Below are 22,927 nucleotides of genomic sequence, written 5' to 3'. Positions count from 1 at the left end.
GTAAAAAACAAAAAATCCCAGTTTTTGGCTGGGATTTTTACAAATGATAATCAACCAATATTATATTTATAACAAATATCCTTTGGTGTTATTTCACCGGTATGAAGTTTATCAAATTCTTCTTTAGTGATCTCGGTTTTACATTCCCCCCCAGCTAAAGCACCTGATAAACAACGAAATAAATATTTACCGTTTTCTTCTTTTATTCGCCACCAGCTTGGATCTGTTGAAAACTCTCCTTCTTGTAAAATGGGATCTTTCTTTTTTATAGGGGTTATTTCAAAATCAAAATATTTACCTTTAATTATTTCTTTATTCATAATATTACTTCCCCGAAAGTGCTGATTTAATTTTTTCTAAGTCGATTTTACCAGCATTAGATATTTTAGAAAAATCCATAGTTGCTTCTGATATTCCACCAGATGTTTTACCCCCCGGCTTCCAAAATTGATTAGCGCCATCTTCATTACCTGATGGTATTTTTAATCCTTTAAAATCTTCTTTTTTTATATAAATTGCCATGGTATCTGAATGATTTAAGTACCCTTTATCTAATCCTAATTTTTTTTCTACTATTCGTAAATCTCCTTTTGATTCCTTCATTAATTGATTAAATTCAGACGCAGGCATAACAAATCCACCATCTTGACCATATGTGCCGTATTGTTCATATTTAGATTTAGACGTAAATCTTACTGCCCCATCATCAAACTTCGCCAAATGCGCATCAATTTCTGCTTGAGACATATAAGTGGATGGATCTGGACGATTACCTTTTTCTGTTGCTAGAATTTTATCTACCGTTGTTTTATCTAGCGCATTGTTTTTATTCGTATTATTTTCTACTTTATCAACAATACCAACGGCATCACCTTTATGAACAACTTTGTCCGCATTACTTACTAACTTCGATGGCGCCAATGTAGCCGATAATAAACTCGCCACTTCTTCTAATGCTAACTGATCGCCTTTGCTCGCTTTAATCACCGTATCTTTTATCGAGTCCCAAGCATCGCCATTAACAATTGACCACACCGCATCTTGTGCGGTTTTATCCGCTTTTCTTAAATCAGCCAGTGCCGTATCGCAATAGCTCACGCCGATACTGCAGCTGCCTAACGCTAAGACGCTATCGGCAATGGTATCAATGCCGCCTGCAGCAAAATCAACCGTATCACCATAGGCGGTAATGATACCATTGGTAATTTGCGAAAGGGTATTTTCACCAACCGTTTCCCTTACCTTATCTTTCCAATACTCAGCGCTGTTTTTATGCTCTTCCCTAAATTTATCACCCGCTAATGAGTTATTCTCAACCGCATTCTTCCCCGCCGACACAGCCGTGCCAACATCCCCCACACTGCCACTGGTTGCCGCCGCCGTTGCCAGTCCCGTTGCCAGCTGCGTTAGGGCGCTGATGTTTTGTTTTTCCGCTTCGCTAAGCGCTGATGTCTTTTTATCACCGTACAGCGCATGCTGGATAAGGTCAGCCGCTTTTTCACTCGCCGCCGCGCCTACAGCACCCGCGATGGCACTATTGCCTTGCAGCTGCGCAACAACCCCGCCAAGTATCGCATGCGCAATTAAGTTCGCATTCGGGTCATCTTGCGTTTTCTCTTTGATGATGCCAGCTAGGTAAGGGGCGCTAGCACCCGCAAGCCCGCCCGTGATATCACCCGTTATAATGCCCGTTATAATCGCTGTTGCCGCATCAATGCCCTTGCTGACCGTATTGCCCATCGTGCCCAGGTTGTCTTTACTGCGGTCAATTATAAATTCATCCAGCGTTTTGTTCGCTCGCTCTTCATCGCTCAGTTTACCATAGTCTTTTTCTGCATTTAATCTATCGACCTTACTTAGCGTATCATGCACCTGCGCGGCGATGTCTTTTATGGTGTCTATCGCCTCTATTCGGTCAAGCTGCTTTTGTTTGTCAAACAGCTGTTTTAATTCGTTATTAGCATGCTCGGTATCGTGACTGAGCGTATCAATGTCTTGTTTTTGATTCGCTGTATCCCGAATGATTAAATTCCCCTCTTCAACCGCCGAGTGCGTTATGCTGCTGGCGCTGTCACTGTCATGATAAATGCTTGGCGCACTCACCGAGGCGCCCCCACTACTGCTCATGCCAATACTGAGCCCAATATGGTCAACCTGATAATCCGCTTTGTTCTTAATATCACTAAAACCGATTGTACCCGTCTCTAGCGTGTTGTCTTTTTTGTCTTTCGCACTTGAAGCAATCACCGCTCCCGTAAGCTCACTGTGTTTGCCTACCGTAATATCATAGCCATAACTCCCTGCATATATCCCCGTTTGGTCCGTCACACTCGCCCAGTTACTCTCCATCTCGGTACTCGAAAAGCCAAGACTTGCCGCCCAACCCCCATAGCCTGCACTGCCACTCACCGACCCCGTGAGCTTGTCATAGTCGTAATAATCCGTATCTTGCAGCGACGTTAAGCTTAAGTTATTGCCCACATTAATCTCCACCTTATCGCCCTCAAGCTTACCCCCCGTCACCGTTAGGTCATTGCCGGTGTTGACCGTTAAATTGCCACCCGCCTGGATAATGGACTCACTCCACGCACTGCCGTTTGACTTCTCTCGCTCTTTGCTAAACGCATAGCTACCCTTATACCGAAAGCCACTATCATCACCCCCCAGCTGTAGCACTATCCCCGCTGCCGCACTGTCGCTATTTTCTTTTCGGTCACTGTGCTGCGTGTTAATGGCTGCTATCACGTTAAGGTCATTGGCTGCACTCAGCTTTATGTCTTGACCTGCGTGGATTTCACTGCCAATAAGGTCAATATTGCCGCTTTTATTGGGTTGATGTGATTGATTTGGTTGATTTGGTTGATTTGGTTGATTTGACTCATTATTCGCTGGGTTAATCCCGCTGGCAATAATCGTGATGGTTTTCTCCGCCGATAGCCCCGACCCCATCGCCGTATGTTGCTCTTGCTCTAGCGTTCGCTCGCTCTTTTGCGTGCCAACCATCGCACTCACCCCAATCGACGCTTCCGACTTACCCTTGCCATCCGTCGTTTGTGTATCTAAATACGCATTGGTTGCCGTTAAACCCGCTTTGATACTTTGTAGCGCAAGTAACGTGTCATTACCCCGTTTAGACGCATTATTCACCGCCTGACCCGCCTCGTACATCTCATTTAACGTGCCCGTTATCGCCAGTGTCAGTCCCGAGGTCTCCTTTTTGTATTCTTCGTGATACGTCGTTTTGGCATCTAACGATTCAACCTGGATATTCTCCCCTTGCAAGCTGAGGTTTTCTTTCGCTATCACATCACTGGCACTGACTTTTATGTCTTTTCCGGCACTTAGGCTGACACTCCCCCCCGTGCTACCGATTGTGCTACCCAGGTAACCTTGCTGCCTGTCTGTCGCTTTTAGGCTTTCGTTCATCTTGCCTATCGTTATGCCAAGACCCCCACTGCCCATTAACCCCGATTCCGTCTTTATCTTTTCTTCATGATGGTAGTAAGACTCCTCGGCTGCGCCGACGTGAAGGTTATTTTGCGCAGTGAGATTCACATCGTGACTTGCGGTCACTTGACTGCCTATCACTGCCATATCATGCCCTGACGTGATGTTGACCGTATCGCCATGCAGCTCACTGCCTTGTTGCGTGTGATTGTCTGTCTCAATATGATGCGACGTTAATTTTTGATTGAGTAAGCGGTCGTTTTTCTTTTCATGATGGTCAGTTAGCGAGCTATGCTCACTTGCCGCATTAAGCATAACATCATGTCCCGCGTTTACATTTAGCGCCTTATCGGCGGTGATATGTGCCGCTTGGCTTTTTATATCATGCCCCGCGCTCAAGGTGATATCGCCGTTTGCAATTAGCTGACTGCCTGTCGCTTGCTGATTGTCCGTTATGCGGTAGTCCTTTTTACCAAAATACGCCGCTGAGGAATCCGCTGTCTCAACCTGCGACAGATTAATGTCGCGACCTGCGCTTATTTGGAGATGACCTTCGGATTTTGTCTCGTTGACCTTTGCCCCTTTATGCTCCGCCAAAGGCGTTGACTGACTTCCCGCAACAAGCATCGCACCAGCAAGCGATACGTCTTGCCCTGCCTCAAGCACGATTTTGCCATTGTCCGTTTTTATGCCAGCTACCTTGTCAATCACCGTGTGGCTGTTTTGGTTTTTACCATAATTGACTTGACTTGTCTTCGTTGTGGTTTGAAGCGTGATATCCTTGCCTGCCGATAACATCACCCCCGATTTTCCAACAAAACTGCCATGACTTGTTATGCTGTCATTCATCTGGACCTGAATCGTGTTTGCCAGCCAGTTGCCTTCCTGACTCAGCTGGTTACCCGTAACAAGCAGCTGATTTTTCGCAACAATCTGCCCTGTGCTCTTAATCGTATCGTTACTTTGAATGGCAACCGTATTACCACTGATTAACGCCCCGCTCGCATTCACATGCGCCCGATTTGTTAAATACACCTGCGGCACCAGCACCTGCTCCGTTTTGCCGTTTACCGTCACCGTTTTACTGACCAGCCACACAATGTCGCTCGTGAGCTCCCTCATTTGCTCATCCGTCAGCTCAACGCCAATACTCAGCGAATAACGCTCAGCAAACGTCACCCCCGCATTCATTAACGCTTTATATTGCTCAAAGTCATTTTCGTAGCCATCAAGATAACGCGAGCCCGTGAGGTTTGTGATTTGCTCTTGAATAAGGCGCTGCTCATAATAGCCATCCCCTAACCGTTTTTGAATGTTGTTTGGGTCGCGTTTTAGGCGAGATATCATATAATCCGAGCTCAGCCAGTCTTTTTTATGCGTAAATTGGGGGTCGGTTTCAATGAGGTAGGTTTTATCTGGCTCCGTCACGGGCTGATATAAACCACCCACGGGAATCGTCAAATTCGGCGATATGGTGCTCACTTCATTAATCGACACCGGCTTAATCGTGCCACCGCCATCAACTTGGCTCGATTCCGGCACCGTTACCGCTGGCGGCGTCACGACCACCTGAAAATCTAAAATTTTACCGGTGTTTAAATCCAAACTCGTTTCAATAATATCGTTATAATCGCTATATCGCCTTTTTGACGAATAATCTCGGTCAGTGCCGCCATTCCATTTGCGGTCATAACGTATCTGTGTCCCTTTTGAAACATATTTATCAATACCCTCCGTGTTGATATTTTCGAGTCTATCAACCGTTAACTGTAAATGACCACCAGCAAGGATTTTACTATTATCGTTTAATAGCTGATTGGCCTTTATCGTCATTGCGCCGCCAGCGAGGATTTCAGCTGGGTCGGTCTGGGTGATTTGCGTTTGATAGTGGGTTTTTGTGTAATTGTATTCGATGTATTTATAACGCGATTCAGTCGAGCCATCCGGTTTTATAATCGTTAGCGTTGGGTATTTGCGTTTGCCATGTCCCCATGTAACTTTGGCATTATCACCTGCGTAGCGGTCTTGACTGTCATAAAAGCTGTATTCATTAACCTGCTCCTCACTAACGATTACCACCTCGGTTTGTAAATCATCATTGATATTATTAATCTCATCCGCCGTTATCGCAAGATTGCCCATCGCTTCAATCCGCGCTGAGTGATTGGCTATCTTCGTTCCCTCAAGCACCATATCCCCTAAACTGAGTAACAGCGCATGACCTTGATTCAGTAAGTGGTCAACATGAATAATAAAACGCTCGCGCGCGGCAATCACCGGTGCCACGTCCTTCGTTTTTGTGCCGTCTGACCGCGGCTCACTTTGGTTTTTGAGGCTGTTTGCTTTTATTGTGATAATATCGCCATAGGCGCGACCACTACCCACATTTTGCACACTGTCAGCGGTTAACTGCAGTTGATGGCTGTCTATCAGTCCACGATTTATCACATCGATATGCGTAAGGGTTACGTTGCCGCTTATCAGCTCACCCGTTTTGGTGTTAAATAAACCTTGGCTATTTAACGTTAATGATTGTCCAGATTGTATTAAGCTCTCATTGGTTATCGTCTTATCGGTGGTGATGGTTATCCCTTGATTGGCAATCATCTCACCTTGGTGATGAAAATCCTCTTTTAATCGCAGGGTCATATCCCCTGTCGCCCATAATTTGCCATCTCCACTTAATCTATCTAGCTGCAGACTCAGGTTATGGGCTTGTAGTGTGCCGTCCTTATGATTAAAACTTGTCGCATCAATGCGGGCATCCCCTTGGCTAATTATCGTCCCACCTTGGTTATTGACGTGCTCGGCTTGCAAGCTAAGCCCGCCAACTTGCCAATTTGCCTGCTGGCTGTCAACCGACTCGGCGCTGATGGTTAACTCACCTAACGCAATAAGTTGGCTGTTTTGTAAATTAATCTCATCATGTGCCGTTAAGTCAATCGTGCCGGTTGCCGACTGCTGGCTGTTTTTAGCGCTAATTACCTTGGCACTGGCATGAAGGGTATCTGCCACAATAACACTATCATCTAAATCGGTTTGACCCGTCGTTTTAATTCGCACCGCATTGGTCGCAAGGCTTTTGCCTTTTAAGGTGGCGTGCTCGCTATTAATTGTCACACTGCCCGTTTGGCTAAGCTTACCGTTATCATCAATGCCTGCCGCCATTAAGCCCGCAGCCGTTTGATTTATCGAGCCAGATTGCAGCGTTAACTGCTGCCCAGCAATCAATGAGCCTTCGTTATTGACTGCCGCTTTTGCCGTGATAGTGACGTCTTTTTTTGCCGTGATAGTGCGCTGATTATCAAGGCTTGATTGGCTTTTTATGTCAATACCTTGACTGGCTTGTATTTTACCCAGATTGACGATTTTGCCATCGGACTGCAACCTAAAATCGCCCGACGTTGCCCCAAGCTCACCCGCATTACGAACCCCAACGCCGTGCTCTGTGCCCACTAAATAAATTTTACCCGCATACATGCCGCCAACCGCTGACACATCTAACGCAAACTCGGGTTTTTTGCCGTCGCCCGTGTCAATGGCAATCACCTCACCGCCATCGCGGCTAACCTCGTTTTGACCCGCAACTACCTGCGCATAATTGGCCCACAGTTTGCCATTAATCTCAACCGCCCGCGCCATAATTAAGCTGTGGTCTTGCTCGCGTCCATCTAGCCCTGCACCGGTTATCACAACCCGACCCGCTTTAACAACATACCCGGTTAAGTCGCCTTGATGAATTTGTGGCGTGCCCGTTGTTAGCGTACTGCGCGAGGCATTAATAAAGCCGCAGCCATCACACGTAATGCCCGATGGGTTGGCGATAATCACTTCCGCTCGCCCTCCCGCCACTTCTACCATGCCATTAAGCTTGCTCGCATGACTTGAGTTCACTTCATTTAAAATGATTTTTGCCGGTCCCGTCCCTTGTAGCAGCTCATTACCCTGCACATATCCGCCGAGCTGTGTCTCACTAAGTTTGCTGCTGTTATTTAATATCGCCCCGCCTTGTCCAACATCAAATTGCTGATATTTATTATGCGATAACCCGTTTTTATTCGGCGTTTGGATATTGACTTGCGGCAGTCCATTACCCGTTTCACTGATAACAGGACGATAGGGCGAAGGCGCACGACTGTCAGCAACAATCCCCGCCGCCATGGCGGTTGGATTAACAAGCACCATCCCTAATGCCAACAGCAAGCTAAAACGTAGCGGTGATAGCGATACCTTAAAATGATGCAGCTTATTCGGTTTTAGGCGATGACCGCTCGCTTGATGCCCCTGACCTGAGCTGATATCACTTACCACCATCCATAACCGGCGCACGCGATTATATATCACTCGATAACAGTACTTGTTCATTGTTCTTATTTCCTATTTAAATTATTTAAATTCTAAAATATGATTAATTCTTGGTTTTATTGACTCATGAAGTTTTAAGATAAAATTTCTTAATATTGCTTTTAATATATTGATTAATATTAATTTTATTTATTGCAATGACTTGCGAGTCTAATAACGTGTTTTCGATATTTTGCTAAAACGTATAGCTCATATAAAAACCTAAATTTACGGAATCTGTTTTAAAACCAGCCGGTTTTGCCAGCGGTTTACCCGCAAATAAATCATAATAAATCCCAAATTGTTGCCCGCGGATCCCCATTACTCCGCCGGTTAGGTGCCGTCCAAGCAGATATTCGCTTTTAGCACCAGAAACGCCACCCGTATCAATGCCAATATAGGGCTCTTGATTAAATGGTGCTTGCCAAGAAAGTTCATTACGGATAAACCAGCCTCTATCTGCTCGAAGCGTTAATTCCCCATCAAAACCTCGTACTGTCCAACGCCCCCCTATTGAAAACTGATCGGGTGAAGTAAGGTGCCCACCTCTCGTATATTGACTTTGATAATCTAGATTATATTTAAAGCGTTGGTTACTAATGGCAAAAGGAATCGCTGCCGATAAATTTAATTTGATAATATTGGCTAAGGCACTGGCATCATCTTCGCTGTTCTTTTCTTCTGGCGCTTTTATGGCATTGAACCAACGAACGCCTTTTTGATAAGTTGCACCGACATCTAGCGTGATATCATCAATATAATGCCGATGACTAATTCCCAAATACCAATTAGTGGTTTTACGTTGTTGTACTTCAATTTCATTGTCATCGATGTAGTTATGCGACTGTTTTAAATTAATGCCATAATTTAGTGTGGTTTTTTGACTTTCGTTACGATGAATAATTCGGCTAATTTGCATGTTGGCATTGCGGCTACGCCCGCTGTATTTATAATTAACAATGTTACCGGCGACAGTTTGTTCATATTTATTACCGCTGAGTGAAGCACTAAATAACCAGTATCCATAAGGGATAGAATAAGAAAATAAGTAATTTTTAGAGCCGTATTTGCCTTTATGATCTAAATCATGCCCACCTGTTACATAAAAACTATCACTTAAGCCGAGAATATTATCTAAATAAAACGTTAATCCCCCTTGATATCGACCCGTTGTGCGCGTGCCTGAATCATCTAACGAAAAGCTGGTACGCCAAAATTTTTCTTGCTTGCGAGTAATTAAAATATCGGTTTCACCTATTTGTGGCGTCGGAATTAATTGCATTTCGGCGTGAACAGTTGGTAATCGTTGTAAATTCTCTAGCCCTTGCTCTATATCGCGGATATTTAACAACGTATTTTTAGAAACTGGCATAGCGGTAATTAAGGTGGCATGTTTGTCGCTATCGGCTGAGTAATCAATATTTCGAATTTTACCGTCAATAATAAGTAGATTTAACGTGCCATTATTAAGATCTTGTTCAGGAATAACAACGCGTGATGTAATTAAACCGGCATTAGATAACATGCTTTGTAAACGGGTTGTCAGTAAATTAATGCCATTTTCACCTAAACAATGATTTTCGGCTTGTTTGGCTATACGATTAAGAGGAATATACCAAGGTAATGTATTTCGCTGTAATAGCGTTACTTGATTAATTTGAAAACAAATATCTTCAATAGGAAATTGTAAATGATAATAATTCGTTGCTGGTAAATTATAACGAACATCCGGTGATTTGGGCGTTAACGTTTCTTGCAATGCTTTATCGCGTTCTTGTTGAAAAATCAGTTGCTGATCACTGATTGTTTTAGGATCAGGTAAAGATGCGGCATAACAATAAGGGATAAATAACGTAAAAAAGATAAATGTATATTTATTAATGCTAGATAACATACTTCGATCCATTAAATTTATAATTTTTATAAAAAAGTGGGCGCTATCATACACAAAAAAAATAACTTTTCCAGCATTTGTTGATCGAAAAGAACGCTCTTTAAGATTGTTTTTAGATCTCTTTTTTGATAAAAAATACTGATCAAAATAATGTGATGATAAGGAATATCGAGGCGTTATTGATATCGTCGTTGCCCAAAAGGACATAATTTACAGGGCAACAAATAGCTTAATTAAGGGCATTTAATCACACAAATAAGAAGTCAGGTTATAAACAAAATGGCTTATAACCTCAAATTGATTAGTAAGTAAAATTTATGAAATTAATCATTAAATGATTTAATCATTAAATTAATCCAAAGTGTTTTAATCCTTTAGCAATTCCATCATGATTATTAGAATCGGTAATATATTCCGCTTGTTGTTTTAAAGGTTCGACCGCATTTGCCATCGCAATTGGATGATTAACCGTTGCAAACATTTCAAAATCATTCATCCCATCACCAAACGCATAAGTCGGTATATCGGTAAAACCTTTTTTAGTTAATAGCTGGGTAATACCATTGCCTTTAGATCCTCCATGATTAAATACATCAACACAATAAACCGTATTACGAATAAACGTTAATTCTGGAAAAGCCTCGATATATTCTTCTTCGCCTTTTTGACATAATAACAATAACATTTGTAGCGGTAAGGTATGATAAATTTTATCGTCAACAGGGGGGATAGGTTGTTTTAGATCTTGATAAAAATCGATCGTTGCTTGATTAATTTCTGACACATAGCGTATATCATTATTATAAAAAGCAAGTGGAATACCGGTTTTTTGCTTGGAATATTGATAAATTCTATCGACAAGTTTGCTATTAATATCATTACTATAAACATTTTCACCTTGATAGATTACTGCCTGCCCATTCATCGCAACTATCGAATCAATCCCGATCTTGTTCATAATATGTTTGACTTCACAATAAGTACGCCCTGTCGATAAGAGGGGCATGATATTATTTTTTTTGAGGTTTATAATCGCATCAATTGAGCTTTTCGCTATATCGAGCTCACTTGTAAATAAAGTACCATCTAAATCAAAAAAGACGAGAGCTTCAGGCTTATTATTCATTTTAAAGATCCAAAATATGTTTTATAAAAGGAATAGTTAATTTTCGTTGTTGTGATAAGGTCGCTATCTCAAACTTTTCAAGTAAAGAAAATAACGTCCTCATATCACGGTTTACACGTTTTAATAAGAATAAACCCACTTCAGTTGACAATTCAAATCCCATGATTTGCGCTCTTAATTGTAAAGCTTTTAACTTATCAACATCCGTTAATTCACGTAATTGATAGACTTGCCCCCATGAAAGACGTGATTGTAAATCAGGCAAAATGAAAGGTATTTGTTTGGCAGGAGCATTTGCTGTTATCAATAATTTACTAATATTTTTTTCGGTTAATCGGTTAAAGAGATCAAATACTGCTTCTTCCCACTCTCGAAGCCCTGCTATTGCTGCAATATCATCAAGACAAACCACGTCGTAATCATCAAGTCCTTGTAAGATATCTGGCTCAAAATGATAATGTTGTTTAAAAGGAATATAACTGGCTAATTTATTTTGGCTGGCTGCGTGTAATAAATGCGTTTTACCGGCAGCATTAGCAGACCACAGGTAAAAGACTTTAAAACCTGTTTCATCTAATAAGCTCGTCAAAGAATCAAATAGTAATTGATTCTCTCCTACATAAAAACTTTCTAACGTTTCTCGATTTGTTAACGAAAGAGGTAACAGAAGTTGTGAAAAAATAAACAGACCTCACCTAAAATAAAATACTACCAGTATATGTTTGCTGTTGCAAAATGCAATGTATTTTAAACAAACAAAAAACATAATTTTAGAAGATCTAAAAATAAACGAGATCAGATAAAAGATCCATAAATGCGGTGTACAAACAATCAAAAGAAATCGGTAAAAAAACCAGCGATCAAATTTATTTTTTGTGGATAACTCTGTGACAAGATCCGTTTATAAGCTGTGAGATGGAGATGAATAACCTAAAAAAAAGAGAGAGCTGTGGATAACTAATAAAATTACGCACAGATCTAAATCTAGATGCAAACGATCTATTAACAATAAAGATCCATCGTTAAGATCCAATAAAATATAGGAAATTTCAAGTTATCAACAAAACAGATCGATCTTAATAAATATAAAAACAAAAGATCATCTAAAAAGATCTAATATATTTAATGAGCCGGATTGAATAGATCATTTGACGCGTGCAAAAAGATGAGTACAATCGCAATCCTAATTTAGACAAATTTTATTTGTTATTAGCGCGATCAATTGAATAAATTAAAAAATACGAGGCTTATATGTTTTATCCAGATCTTTTTGATGTCATCATCGTTGGCGGTGGTCATGCAGGAACAGAAGCCGCGATGGCATCAGCGAGAATGGGGCGCAAAACGTTATTATTAACGCACAATATTAATACCCTTGGGCAAATGTCTTGTAATCCGGCAATAGGTGGGATTGGTAAAGGGCATCTTGTTAAAGAAATTGATGCCATGGGTGGGCTTATGGCGCACGCTATTGATAAATCAGGGATCCAATTTCGGATCTTAAATAGTAGTAAAGGTCCTGCTGTTCGTGCAACTCGCGCACAAGCAGATAGATCACTTTACCGTAAAGCGGTTCGAACTGCGCTTGAAAATCAAGAAAATTTAATGTTATTTCAACAATCTGTTGAAGATGTGATCATTGAAAATGATAAGATCACAGGTGTTGTTACGCAAATGGGCGTAAAATTTCGGGCTAAAGCTGTTGTACTCACCGCGGGCACATTTTTAGACGGTAAGATCCATATAGGATTAAATAATTATAGTGGTGGTCGTACAGGTGATCCAGCCTCTATCGGTCTTTCTAAATCACTACATCATTATGCTTTTAGAATGGGTCGCTTAAAAACAGGTACCCCACCTCGCATTGATGCACGTAGCATTGATTTTACAAAATTAGGTACACAATATGGTGATGATCCTGTTCCTGTCTTTTCTTTTCTAGGTAAAGCAACTGAACACCCTCAACAAATTCCCTGTTTTATCACAAATACCAATGAAAAAACGCATGAAATTATCCGTAATAGTTTAGATCGCAGTCCAATGTATACCGGTGTGATTGAAGGGATTGGACCGCGTTATTGTCCTTCTATCGAAGATAAAATTATGCGCTTTGCAGATAGAAATTCTCATCAGATCTATTTAGAGCCGGAAGGATTAGATAGCAATGAGATTTACCCAAATGGTATTTCAACAAGTTTACCATTTGATACACAACTTGCTTTTGTGCGCACAATGCCTGGGTTAGAAAATGCAACGATTGTAAGACCAGGTTATGCTATCGAATATGATTATTTTGATCCTCGAGATCTTAAACCAACGCTCGAAAGTAAAGTTATTAAAGGTTTATTTTTAGCGGGTCAAATAAACGGGACAACCGGTTATGAAGAAGCTGCGGCTCAAGGATTGTTAGCCGGTCTTAATGCAGCGCGCTTTGCATTTGAGCAAGAAATGTGGCACCCAAGTCGAGATCAAGCTTATTTAGGGGTATTAGTTGATGATCTTTGTACTTTAGGGACAAATGAGCCTTATCGAATGTTCACATCGAGAGCGGAATATCGTTTAATGTTGCGTGAAGACAATGCAGATATTCGTTTAACAGAAATTGCGCGCAATCTTGGTATGGTTGATGATACGCGTTGGCAATTATTCAATCAAAAATTAGAAGCCATTGAACAAGAAAGAGCAAGATTAAGTGATATTTGGGTGCATCCGCATATTGAAACGATCAATGAGGTGAATGCGGTTTTAAGTGCTAATTTAACCAAAGAAGCTAATGGCTTAGAATTACTTAAACGTCCAGAAATGAATTATCCTATCTTAAAATCTTTGTCATTATTTGCACCTGGGCTTGATGATTTGCAAGCCGCTGAACAAGTTGAAATACAAACAAAATACGATGGTTATATTAAGCTGCAAATGGAAGAGATCGCAAGGCAAAGACGAAATGAAGAAACGTTAATTCCTGAACAGATTGATTATGCTGATATTTCAGGTTTATCAAATGAAGTTATTGCAAAATTGCAACAACATAAACCTGTATCTATTGGTCAAGCGTCGCGAATTTCGGGGATTACACCAGCGGCGATCTCGATGCTATTAGTTTATTTAAAAAAGAAAAATTATGTTAAAAAAGAAACTCATTGATCTGATTAATAAAACGGATCTTGTTATAAATGATGAACAAGTGGATCAATTGATCCGCTATGTTGAAATGCTGACTAAATGGAATAAAGCTTATAATTTAACGGCTATTCGGGATCCTTATGAAATGCTGATTAAACATATTATGGATAGTTTAATCGTTTCGCCTTATTTGCAAGGAGATCATTTTATTGATGTCGGTACAGGTCCTGGTTTACCTGGGATCCCATTAGCGATTATTAATCCCAATAAACAATTTGATCTTGTCGATAGTTTAGGTAAACGAATACGTTTTTTAAAGCAAGTCCAATTTGAATTGCAATTAACAAATATTCATCCTGTGCAATGTCGCATTGAAGAATATCAGCAAAAACAATTTGATGGCGTAATTAGCCGTGCTTTTGCCGAATTGAAAGATATGTTAACGCTATGTCAGCATTTACCTAATCAAAATGGAGCCTTTTATGCGTTAAAAGGGACAGGTAATGATAAGCTGCCTACAGGCTTTATGATTTCACAAAACATTTTATTAACGATCCCAGAGTTGGAGGCCGAAAGACGTTTAATGATTATTCGTGCTGATAAATGAGGATGTATTAAGATATTTTTTGAATATATTGCATAATTAACCATTAACGCGATTTTAATCGCGTTTAATTTTTCCGCCTTTTCAGGTAATCTTTTATACCACTTACAATCGCTCTTGATACTTGATTTTGAAAGGCGGCCGTTTTAAGTTTTTGCTCTTCGCTTGTATTACTAATAAAGGCTGTTTCGACTAAAACCGATGGAATATCCGGCGCTTTTAAAACGGCAAAGCCGGCCTTTTCTAGCTCTGGTTTATGTAAATGATTGATCCCTTTCATACGATTTAAAATTGCAGAGCCAAGTAAAACACCATTACTTAAGGTTGTTTTTTGCACGAGATCCAAAATAGTATTATCTAAATAATCGTCACCACTGCGACTAACGCCACCTATTTCATCGGCTTCATTTTGTGTTTGTGCTAAGTAATTGGCAGCTGAACTACTTGCGCCACGCGTTGATAGTGCAAAAACAGATGAGCCTTTCACCGAGCGATTCGCAAATGCATCAGCATGAATAGAAATAAATAAATCAGCCCGTAATGTTCTTGCTTTTGCAACACGGACATTGAGCGGTAAAAAGACATCTTCATTACGCGTCATATAAACTTTTATATTCGGTTCTTTTTGTAATAAATTACGTGTTCGGCGTGCAATTTGGAGCACAATATCTTTTTCGCGCGTTTTACGATAGCCAATAGCCCCCGGATCTTCACCACCATGACCAGGATCTAGGACAACAATAATTGTATTATTATTTTTTTTGGCGATCGGTTTTAGATCGTTTTGTTTTTCGCTAAGATCACCTTGATTAAATTCTTTTAACAGCGCTAATAAAGGATCGTCGTTAGTGAGTGTTTGTGTTGATGGGTAAAGATCGATGACGAGGCGATTTTTAAATTCTGCAATGGGCTTAAGTTTAAAAATATTTGGATTAACATCTTGTTTTAATTCAATAACTAATCTAACTGTCTCAGGCGTATATTGCGCAATTCGTAGCTGTTTAATATAAGGATCGTTACTTAAAACTTGCGATGATATATTTTTCATTGCTGCTGTTAAATTAAGATTATTTATATCAATTACGATTCTGCTTGGATTTTTTAAGGTAAATTTTTTATAGGTTATGGCAAGATTAGTCTCAATTGTTATACGTGTATAAGTTGATGATGGCCATACTCGAATAGCGATAATTTGTGCTAATGCCGCAAATCCTATACGAGTCACAGATAGTAAACAACTTGCAATAATTCCTTTAATCAGAAGTCGCCTTGTTGAACTAAATGTTTTTACCATAATTAAATTGCTTTTGATGTAGTATGAAAGAACTAAATATTAACAAGAAAGTATTTTAAAGTCTAAAGTTAATCTTTATCTGTATTTTCTGCTATTTTTAAGCAAAATAAAGGCATTATGGTTTAAATTTAAGATAAAGACTGTTTTTTATGATTTAGCTGAAAAAAGTCGCTAGATCCGATTTACACAAAAGTTTACAATATAGCCCGCTAAAATCGCGGAGTTAAAGCCGTTTTCATTTTACAATTAATTGAACTGAGTCATTGATGAGCAAAAAATTACATATCAAAACTTGGGGATGCCAAATGAATGAATATGATTCATCTAAAATGGCAGATCTCCTAAATTCAACTCATAATCTTACCTTAACAGATGATGCTGAAGAAGCAGATATTCTGCTTTTAAATACGTGTTCTATACGTGAGAAGGCGCAAGAAAAAGTCTTCCATCAATTAGGGCGTTGGAAGAATCTTAAAAAAACCAATCCAAATATTATTATTGGCGTAGGTGGCTGCGTTGCGTCACAAGAAGGTGCTCAAATACGTAAACGCGCGCCATTTGTTGATATTATTTTTGGTCCACAAACATTTCATCGTTTGCCTGAGATGATTGAACAAATTAAAGCTGGCAATAATGCACATGTGGTTGATGTGAGTTTTCCTGAAATTGAAAAATTTGACCGTTTGCCTGATCCGCGTAGCGAAGGTCCAACGGCATTTGTCTCTATCATGGAAGGATGTAATAAATACTGTACTTATTGTGTTGTTCCTTATACACGAGGTGAAGAAGTCAGCCGACCTTGCGATGATGTCATTTATGAGATAGCACAACTCGCTGAGCAAGGGGTGCGCGAAGTAAATTTACTTGGGCAAAATGTGAATGCTTATCGAGGCGCGACGTTTGATGGCGGAATTTGTTCTTTTGCTGAATTATTACGTTTAGTTGCAGCGATTGATGGTATCGATAGGATCCGTTTTACAACAAGTCATCCGATTGAATTTACTGATGATATTATTGATGTTTATCGTGATACACCCGAATTAGTTAACTTTTTACATTTACCTGTACAAAGTGGCTCGGATCATGTTTTAAATTTAATGAAACGTACCCATACCGCAATTGAATATAAATCAATTATTCGTAAGCTTCGTAAAGTACGCCCTGATATTCAAATTAGTTCAGATTTTATTGTTGGTTTTCCTGGTGAAACAAAAGACGATTTCGAACAAACAATGAAATTAATTAGTGATGTTAATTTCGATACTAGTTATAGTTTTATTTATTCAGCAAGACCGGGCACACCAGCTGCTGAAATGGAAGATAATGTCAGCGAAGATGAGAAAAAAGAAAGGCTTTATCTTTTACAACAACGTATTAATCAACAAGCAATGCGTTATAGCCGGCTTATGTTAAATACCGTGCAACGTATTCTTGTTGAAGGTCCTTCAAAGAAAGATGTAATGGAATTAACCGGACGAACGGAAAATAATCGTATTGTTAATTTTGAAGGAACAAAAGATATGATAGGTCAATTTGTTGATGTTGAAATTACCGATGTTTATCCTAATTCTTTACGGGGTAAAGTTGTTCGAGTCGAGAATGAAATGAATTTACGTGTTAATGAATCGCCACTATCGGTTATTGCAAGAACACGTAAAGAAAATGATTTAGGTGTAGGAATCTATCAACCTTAAATGGTATTGAGATTGGTAGTATCATTCATTTGGTCTAAAAATCTATTTGTTGAGAGGATTGAACCATGAATAATGTAACGAGTGAATTAATATTAGAGCCTATTGATAATCAACGTTTAAATAGTTTATGTGGTGCACATAATCATAATATTAAATTAATTGAGAAGCGATTAGGTGTTGGCATTAATCTTCGTGGTGAAGTCTTTTCAATAACAGGTAGTGATGTTAGTGTTCCAGAAACTATCTTGATATTAGAATCTCTTTATAAAAAAACAAAAGTTAAAAATTGCATTGTTGATATTTTGCCTGAACATATTCATTTAGCGATCAAAGAATTAGCTACGATTGAAACGCCGGTTGATGATATTCCAGCTTATATCGATAATAATGCTAAATTAGTGATGATAAAAACAAAACGAGGTGTTATAAAACCGCGTACCTTAAATCAATCTATTTATTTGGCGAATGTTTTAGATCATGATATTACCTTCGGGATTGGCCCTGCAGGTACCGGTAAAACCTATTTAGCGGTAGCAGCTGCTGTTGATGCGCTTGAAAAGCAACACGTAAGACGTATTATTTTAACGCGCCCAGCAGTTGAAGCTGGTGAAAAGTTAGGTTTTTTACCGGGCGATTTAAGCCAAAAAGTCGATCCTTATTTAAGACCCCTTTATGATGCCCTTTTTGAAATGTTAGGATTTGAAAAGGTCGAAAAATTGATTGAAAAAAGCATTATTGAGATAGCGCCTTTGGCTTATATGCGTGGGCGGACGTTAAATGATGCTTTTATTATTTTAGATGAAAGCCAAAATACCACTATTGAACAAATGAAAATGTTTTTAACGCGTATTGGTTTTAATTCTAAAGCGGTTATTACTGGTGATATCACACAAATCGATTTGCCTAATTATCAAAAATCGGGTTTGCGGCATGCGATTGACGTACTAAATGAAGTTAATGAAATTAGTTTCAATTTTTTTCAAAGCCATGATGTTGTGCGTCATCCCGTTGTTGCACAAATCGTAAATGCTTATGAAAAGTGGGATGAAAATCATTAACTTTAACAAGCGAGATAATAATTAAAAACGTTTTAAGGAGTATTGCTATCCCAGTTGCACGTAAAAAAGCCCGCATCGAAATTCGTGATCATTCCGCTGAGGCGAATTTATTTTTTCGACGAGCGTTATTTGCTTTTATTATGATTATTGTCTTAATCATTATTCTGTTGATTAATTTAGCTAATTTGCAAATAAGAAATTTTAGTTATTATAGTACAAAGTCGAATAATAATCGTATCGAAATTATTCCTATTCCTCCTAGTCGAGGCACTATTTATGACCGTAATGGCACACCTCTTGCGGTTAATAATATGAATTATCAACTGAATATTATTCCTGATAAAATTAAAAATCTTAATGAACAATTTGAACAATTAGCAACGATTGTTGATTTAACTAGTGAAGATATTGACGCTTTTCAGAAAGAAAGACGAAATTATAAAGCACATCGCCCTGTTCCTTTAAAAGATAATCTAACCGAACTGCAAATTGCACGCTTTGTTGTCAATCAACATCGTTTTCCGTTTGTGTCGATTTCGGGAACACAACATCGTTATTATCCTTTTGGAGCCTCGTTAACGCATATTTTGGGTTATATCTCTAAAATCAATAATGATGATAAACAGCGTTTAGAAGATAGCAACAAAACGAGTGATTATGTGGGAACGACAAATATCGGTAAGATGGGAATAGAGCGTTATTATGAAGATGTTTTACATGGCATGCCAGGTTATGAAGAAACCGAAGTCAATAGCCGTGGTCGAATCGTTAAATTACTTAATCACCATGCACCAACAGCGGGTGAGGATATTTATTTATCCATTAATCTTAAATTACAGCTTTATATTGAGAAATTATTGGATGGGCGTAAAGCCGCTGTTGTTGCGATAGATCCCAATAATGGCGAGATTTTAGCATTAGTGTCAAGCCCAAGTTATGATCCTAACCTATTTGTTGGTGGTATTTCATCATCTAAATATAAAGCTTTGCTTGAAGATCCTAATAAACCTTTAATTAATCGGACATTATTAGGCGCTTACCCGCCTGCTTCAACAGTGAAACCTTATGTGGCAATAGCTGCTTTAAGTGAAGGTGTGATTACGCCTAAAAGTTCTATTTATGATCCGGGTTATTGGGAATTACCGGGCACAGATAGGCGTTACCGTGACTGGTTACGTTTTGGACATGGTCGCGTTGATGTAATGAAAGCCATTGAAGAGTCAGTTGATACTTATTTTTATCAAGTTGCTTATGATCTAGGTATTGATCGCTTATCGTCATGGATGAACAAGTTCGGTTATGGCATGCGAACCGGTGTTGATATTATGTCTAATGAAGAAACAAAGGCCGTTATGCCTAATCGTGAGTGGAAAAAGAAACGTTATAAACAAGTGTGGTTAAAAGGTGACACAATTCCGGTCGGTATTGGGCAAGGATATTGGACAGCAACGCCTATTCAGATGGCAAAAGCATTAACGATTTTAATTAATGATGGTAAAACCTATACGCCGCATTTTTTACTTTATAAAAAAAGCGATAAGTTAAATGCTAATAATAGTGCTATCACAAACCAGCTTAATTATGTTGAGCCAAATAGTTTACAAGGTGAAATTAATACGAACTATTGGAAAATCGTGAAAGAAGGGATGCATAAAGTCATGTATGGTGCTCGAGGAACAGCACGTAAAATATATGCTGATGCCAACTATCAAGCCGCCGGTAAATCAGGAACGGCGCAGGTTTATAGTTTAAGAGAGAATGAAACGTATAATGCACAAAATTTACCAGAACATTTACGCGATCATGCTTTATTTATTGCCTATGGTCCTTACGAGAAACCAACGATTGCTTTAGCGATTGTTTTAGAAAATGGCGGAAGTGGGAGCTCTAATGGCGGTGCTATTGCTCGTAAAATCCTTGATTATTATCTAGAAGGTATCGATTCATTTCAACTTAATGAGCCTGTTAACACAGTAGGATTAGAAGATTAATGAAAAATCATATACATAAATCATTTTGGCTAAAGGTTCATATCGATCCCCTTTTTTTCTTAATTATTTCAGTTTTACTTGCCTATAGTTTATATATTTTATGGAGTGCAAGCGGGCAAGATGTTGTTATGGTAGAAAAGCGTATTGGGCAAATTATTTTTGGATTTGTGGTAATGATTTTTCTTGCACAATTTTCACCTCGAACGTATGAAAAATTTTCTCCTTATCTTTATGTCGTCTGTATTTTAATTTTATTGTTGGTTGATATTTTTGGTTATACAAGTAAAGGTGCCCAGCGTTGGTTAGATTTAGGTTTTTTACGTTTTCAACCTTCCGAAATAGCCAAAATTGCGGTGCCGTTAATGGTGGCTAAATTTATTAATCGTGAAGGATGTCCGCCCAGTATAAAAACAACATTACAAACCTTGGTTATTATTGGTGTGCCGACCTTACTGGTTGCTATGCAGCCAGATTTAGGAACCTCAATCTTAATAGCATTATCGGGTATTTTTATTTTTTTTAACGGGTGTTCATTTACGTTTTATTATTATTTCGTTGGTTTTGATTGCGATATTTGTCCCTGTTATGTGGTTTTTCCTCATGCATGATTATCAACGTGAGCGAGTACTAACTCTTTTTAATCCAGAGCGTGATCCCCTTGGCAAAGGCTATCATATTTTACAATCGCAAACGGCAATAGGATCGGGGGGAATTTATGGTAAAGGTTGGTTAAAAGGGACACAATCTCAACTTGAATTTATCCCCGAAAGGCATACAGATTTTATATTTTCGGTTATTGCTGAGGAATTTGGTTTTATTGGTGCAATCGCATTATTACTCTTATTCTTATGCCTAATCGTACGTGGTTTATTTATAGCAACACAAGCACAAACAACCTTTGGTCGCATTTTAGTTGGCGGTTTAATATTAGTCTTTTTTGTGTATGTTTTTATTAATATCGGTATGGTAAGTGGAATCTTACCCGTAGTTGGTGTACCATTACCCTTGATTAGTTATGGCGGCTCTTCTTTAATAGTCCTGATGGCGAGTTTTGGCATTATTATGTCTGTTCATACCCACCGATATATGTTATCTAAAAATATTTAATGGAATCTTTCTCATGAAAAAGAAATTTAACTTATCTTTTATGCTTACTTTTTGTGCCTCTATGTTAACGTCATACAGTCAATTGGCTATCGCCGACACATCTTTTAATGCGCCTGAATTACCAAAGTTAGATGCAGAAGCTTATATTTTAATGGATGCAAAAACAGGTGATATTTTGGCGGAATATAATGCTGAAGTTAGGCGTGATCCTGCCAGTTTGACGAAAATGATGACCAGTTATGTTGTAGGACAAACGCTTAAATCCGGTAAAATTCATAATGAAGATATGGTAACAGTAAGTAAAGATGCCTGGGCAACGGGTAATCCCGTTTTACGAGGATCATCATTAATGTTTTTAGAAATTGGTAAACAAGTCTCGGTTGGTGATCTTAATAAAGGTATTATTATTCAATCAGGTAATGATGCCAGTATTGCCATGGCAGAACATATTGCCGGTAGCCAAGGGGCTTTTGTTAATTTAATGAATGAATATAGCAAAAAAATTGGCTTAAAAAACACCCATTTTGAAACGGTTCATGGATTAGATGATCCCGGTCAATATACCACCGCAAAAGATATGGCTCTTTTAGGGCAAGCCTTAATTCGTGATGTTCCTGATGAATATGTCATCTATAAAGAAAAAGAATTTACTTATAATTTATCTAAACCACAACGAAATCGTAATGGATTATTATGGGACACGAGTTTAAATGTTGATGGTATAAAAACCGGTCACACTAATGCTGCGGGCTATAATTTAGTTGCGTCAGCCGTTGATGGGAATACCCGTTTAATTTCAGCCGTATTAGGCGGAAAAACGTTTAAAGGACGCGAAGCAGAAAGTAAAAAATTACTAACTTGGGGTTTTCGCTTTTTTGAAACCGCCTACCCTGTTAAAGCACAGGTACCGTTAGTTAATGAAAAAATCTGGTATGGCGACAAAAATAAAATTGCACTTGGATCCATTGCTGGAAGTTATGTAACGGTACCGAAAGGACGAGCGGCTGATGTCAAAGTTCTTTATAGTCTTGATAATGTGATTAAGGCGCCCATTCAAAAAGGTGAAAATGTCGGCAAAATGCAATTTATATTAGATGATAAAGTCATTAGCGAGCAGTCTTTAGTTGCACTTGAAGACGTAAACGAAGCGGGCTTTTTTGGTCGTATTTTCGACTGGTTTGCTTTGATGATTCATAATCTTTTTTCATAAATCAATGTTAAAAATAGCGCTATATAGCAAAAAAT

Annotated in this window: 12 protein-coding genes and 1 pseudogene; 7 read left to right on the top strand and 6 right to left on the bottom strand. The window is 39.0% G+C overall.

Annotated elements, in window-relative coordinates:
- Positions 1–50: 50 nt before the first annotated feature.
- The 5 genes from ACSYSW_RS01220 to hda all read right to left on the bottom strand — a co-directional run bounded on the left by ACSYSW_RS01220 (position 51) and on the right by hda (position 11,478).
- Entirely contained in the window at positions 51–320 is a 270-nt protein-coding gene (locus ACSYSW_RS01220) for a hypothetical protein (protein ID WP_491706275.1), read from the bottom strand.
- 4 nt (positions 321–324) lie between these two features.
- Positions 325–7,761: a two-partner secretion domain-containing protein gene (locus ACSYSW_RS01215; RefSeq protein ID WP_491706274.1), complete on the bottom strand. Its 7,437-nt coding sequence runs from the start codon at positions 7,759–7,761 to the stop codon at positions 325–327.
- A 226-nt stretch (positions 7,762–7,987) separates the two neighbouring features.
- On the bottom strand, positions 7,988–9,685 hold the full coding sequence (locus ACSYSW_RS01210) for a ShlB/FhaC/HecB family hemolysin secretion/activation protein (RefSeq protein WP_491705078.1): 1,698 nt from the start codon (positions 9,683–9,685) through the stop codon (positions 7,988–7,990).
- A gap of 346 nt (positions 9,686–10,031) precedes the next feature.
- Positions 10,032–10,811 carry a Cof-type HAD-IIB family hydrolase gene (locus tag ACSYSW_RS01205; RefSeq protein ID WP_491705079.1) on the bottom strand — a complete coding sequence of 260 codons (780 nt, stop codon included), beginning with the start codon at positions 10,809–10,811 and terminating at the stop codon, positions 10,032–10,034.
- 1 nt (position 10,812) lies between these two features.
- Positions 10,813–11,478, bottom strand: a complete 666-nt coding sequence (hda, locus tag ACSYSW_RS01200; protein WP_491706317.1) for a DnaA regulatory inactivator Hda — start codon at positions 11,476–11,478, stop codon at positions 10,813–10,815.
- A 584-nt stretch (positions 11,479–12,062) separates the two neighbouring features.
- Between hda and mnmG the strand changes: the two genes are divergently transcribed.
- Both mnmG and rsmG read left to right on the top strand, forming a co-directional pair.
- Complete coding sequence (gene mnmG / locus ACSYSW_RS01195) at positions 12,063–13,955, top strand: tRNA uridine-5-carboxymethylaminomethyl(34) synthesis enzyme MnmG (RefSeq protein WP_491706273.1); 1,893 nt, start codon at positions 12,063–12,065, stop codon at positions 13,953–13,955.
- Positions 13,933–14,541 (top strand): 16S rRNA (guanine(527)-N(7))-methyltransferase RsmG, encoded by a 609-nt coding sequence (gene rsmG, locus ACSYSW_RS01190; protein ID WP_491705081.1) that lies wholly within the window; start codon positions 13,933–13,935, stop codon positions 14,539–14,541. The genes mnmG and rsmG overlap by 23 nt, the downstream gene beginning before the upstream one ends.
- A 64-nt stretch (positions 14,542–14,605) precedes the next feature.
- On the opposite strand, the gene ACSYSW_RS01185 is transcribed toward rsmG, so the two are convergent.
- Positions 14,606–15,835: an N-acetylmuramoyl-L-alanine amidase gene (locus ACSYSW_RS01185; RefSeq protein ID WP_491706126.1), complete on the bottom strand. Its 1,230-nt coding sequence runs from the start codon at positions 15,833–15,835 to the stop codon at positions 14,606–14,608.
- Between the two features lie 263 nt (positions 15,836–16,098).
- Between ACSYSW_RS01185 and miaB the strand changes: the two genes are divergently transcribed.
- The 5 genes and pseudogenes from miaB (at position 16,099) to ACSYSW_RS01160 (ending at position 22,892) form a co-directional block, all read left to right on the top strand.
- Positions 16,099–17,526 carry a tRNA (N6-isopentenyl adenosine(37)-C2)-methylthiotransferase MiaB gene (gene miaB / locus ACSYSW_RS01180; protein WP_491705082.1) on the top strand — a complete coding sequence of 476 codons (1,428 nt, stop codon included), beginning with the start codon at positions 16,099–16,101 and terminating at the stop codon, positions 17,524–17,526.
- Positions 17,527–17,591: 65 nt separating this feature from the next.
- Entirely contained in the window at positions 17,592–18,584 is a 993-nt protein-coding gene (locus ACSYSW_RS01175; RefSeq protein WP_491705083.1) for a PhoH family protein, read from the top strand.
- A gap of 47 nt (positions 18,585–18,631) precedes the next feature.
- Positions 18,632–20,575: a penicillin-binding protein 2 gene (gene mrdA, locus ACSYSW_RS01170; protein WP_491706127.1), complete on the top strand. Its 1,944-nt coding sequence runs from the start codon at positions 18,632–18,634 to the stop codon at positions 20,573–20,575.
- Positions 20,575–21,682, top strand: a pseudogene (gene mrdB, locus ACSYSW_RS01165) (peptidoglycan glycosyltransferase MrdB). The gene mrdA and the pseudogene mrdB overlap by 1 nt, the downstream one beginning before the upstream one ends.
- Before the next feature lie 61 nt (positions 21,683–21,743).
- Positions 21,744–22,892 (top strand): serine hydrolase, encoded by a 1,149-nt coding sequence (locus tag ACSYSW_RS01160; RefSeq protein WP_491706316.1) that lies wholly within the window; start codon positions 21,744–21,746, stop codon positions 22,890–22,892.
- Positions 22,893–22,927 lie beyond the last annotated feature (35 nt).

The sequence above is a fragment of the Gilliamella sp. ESL1225 genome (genome assembly GCF_058502635.1).
This window is presented reverse-complemented; position numbering and strand designations above follow the sequence as displayed.

What these genes read in the sequence shown, in the direction of transcription:
- rsmG (WP_491705081.1), top strand. Translation starts at nt 13,933, where the DNA reads ATGTTAAAAAAGAAACTCATTGATCTGATTAATAAAACGGATCTTGTT.
- ACSYSW_RS01210 (WP_491705078.1), bottom strand. Translation starts at nt 9,685, where the DNA reads ATGTTATCTAGCATTAATAAATATACATTTATCTTTTTTACGTTATTT.
- ACSYSW_RS01175 (WP_491705083.1), top strand. Translation starts at nt 17,592, where the DNA reads ATGAATAATGTAACGAGTGAATTAATATTAGAGCCTATTGATAATCAA.
- miaB (WP_491705082.1), top strand. Translation starts at nt 16,099, where the DNA reads ATGAGCAAAAAATTACATATCAAAACTTGGGGATGCCAAATGAATGAA.
- ACSYSW_RS01215 (WP_491706274.1), bottom strand. Translation starts at nt 7,761, where the DNA reads ATGGTGGTAAGTGATATCAGCTCAGGTCAGGGGCATCAAGCGAGCGGT.
- mnmG (WP_491706273.1), top strand. Translation starts at nt 12,063, where the DNA reads ATGTTTTATCCAGATCTTTTTGATGTCATCATCGTTGGCGGTGGTCAT.
- ACSYSW_RS01160 (WP_491706316.1), top strand. Translation starts at nt 21,744, where the DNA reads ATGTTAACGTCATACAGTCAATTGGCTATCGCCGACACATCTTTTAAT.
- ACSYSW_RS01220 (WP_491706275.1), bottom strand. Translation starts at nt 320, where the DNA reads ATGAATAAAGAAATAATTAAAGGTAAATATTTTGATTTTGAAATAACC.
- ACSYSW_RS01205 (WP_491705079.1), bottom strand. Translation starts at nt 10,811, where the DNA reads ATGAATAATAAGCCTGAAGCTCTCGTCTTTTTTGATTTAGATGGTACT.